Annotated in this window: 1 protein-coding gene; it reads left to right on the forward strand. The window is 66.7% G+C overall.

Features of this window, described 5'->3' with window-relative positions; all coding sequences use genetic code 11:
* Positions 1-274 precede the first annotated feature (274 nt).
* Positions 275-1426, forward strand: coding sequence for an IS30 family transposase (locus tag SLQ33_RS33505; RefSeq protein ID WP_413467784.1), 1152 nt, complete (start codon positions 275-277; stop codon positions 1424-1426).
* Positions 1427-1433 lie beyond the last annotated feature (7 nt).

A 1433-nucleotide genomic window follows, 5' to 3' on the forward strand; every position in this document is an offset into this window, starting at 1 on the left:
CTTGAACTCAAGTGATCGCTGCAACACCTGAATTGTTTTGGGGTGTTGTTCGATGGGGTTTCGCAAGCATGGCTGCAATCAGGTGCCGGAGTCGGCGCGTGAGGATTTTCTGGAGGCGTTGAGGTCGGGGTTGTCGCGGTCGGCGGCGGCCGCGGTGGCAGGGGTCTCGCACCAGACGGGTTCGAAGTGGGCCAGGGCCGCCGGGGTCGCGGCCAATCTCGAGCATCGCGGCATTCGTTATCCGGCAGCGGCCCGGGAGGCGTTCTGGGCGGCGATGAGATCGGGGTCCTCATCGACACAGGCCGCGGTGATCTCCGGCGTGTCGGAGCAGATCGGCCGGATCTGGGTGAAACAGGCTGGCTTTGTGCCCAGAACCCAGCCCGTCGACGATCTCGAGACCGATCCGTCGCGGCGGTTGCGAGCGCCGTTGAGGTTCACCGAGCGCTGTCGGTTGGAGGAATTGCTCGAGACCGGCCGCTCACCGGCGCGGGCAGCGGTGCTGCTGGGGCGGCACCCCGACACGATCAATCGGGAGATCGTCCGCGGGCAGACTGGTTCGGGGTACCGGGCGCGGGTCGGGCAAGAGGTGGCCGAGGCCAACGCCAAGCGCCCGAAGGTCCGCAGACTCGAGCAGAGACCTGCCCTGCTGGCCGAGGTTCTGCGACGCTTGAAACGGCGGCACAGCCCCGAGCAGATCGCGGGCCGGCTGCGCGAGGAGTTCCCCGAGGATCCGGAGATGTGGGTGTCACACGAAACGATCTACCAGGCCCTCTACGTGCAGCCGCGCGGGGAGTTGGCCAGATTGGTCAAAACCGCGTTGCGCAGCGGCCGGACCCGACGAAAACCGCACGGCCGCAACGAGATCACCAACCGCGGCCAGCTGCGGGACATGATCAACATCAGCGAGCGTCCCGCCGAGGCGAAGGACCGGGCGATCCCTGGGCACTGGGAAGGAGATTTGATCATCGGCGCCGACAGCGGCTCGGCGATCGGCACCCTGGTGGAGCGCAGCACCGGGTTCGTGATGCTGCTGCACCTGCCCGGGGACCGCACCGCGGCCACCCTGGCTGAGGCGATGACCGCCAAGATCCCCGACATCCCCGAGATCCTGCGCCGCTCGCTGACCTGGGACCAGGGCAAGGAAATGGCGCTGCACACCGCGATCACCAAAGCCACCGGACTGCCGATCTACTTCTGCGATCCGCACAGCCCCTGGCAGCGCGGCACCAACGAAAACACCAACGGACTGCTGCGCCAGTACTTCCCCAAGGGCACCGACCTGTCCCTGCACGGACCCGGCATCCTCGACAACGTCGCCGCCGAACTCAACGCCCGCCCCCGCGAACGCTACAAATGGCGCACCCCGGCCGAAGAACTCGACCGACTACTCTCAAACCCGTCCGCATACGTTGCAGCCACCGCTTGAGTTCAAG

This window comes from Mycobacterium sp. RTGN6 (genome assembly GCF_033804605.1).
Classification (GTDB): Bacteria; Actinomycetota; Actinomycetes; order Mycobacteriales; family Mycobacteriaceae; genus Mycobacterium.

Coding starts and splice junctions, on each gene's coding strand:
- SLQ33_RS33505 (WP_413467784.1), top strand. CDS start 275: ATGAGATCGGGGTCCTCATCGACACAGGCCGCGGTGATCTCCGGCGTG.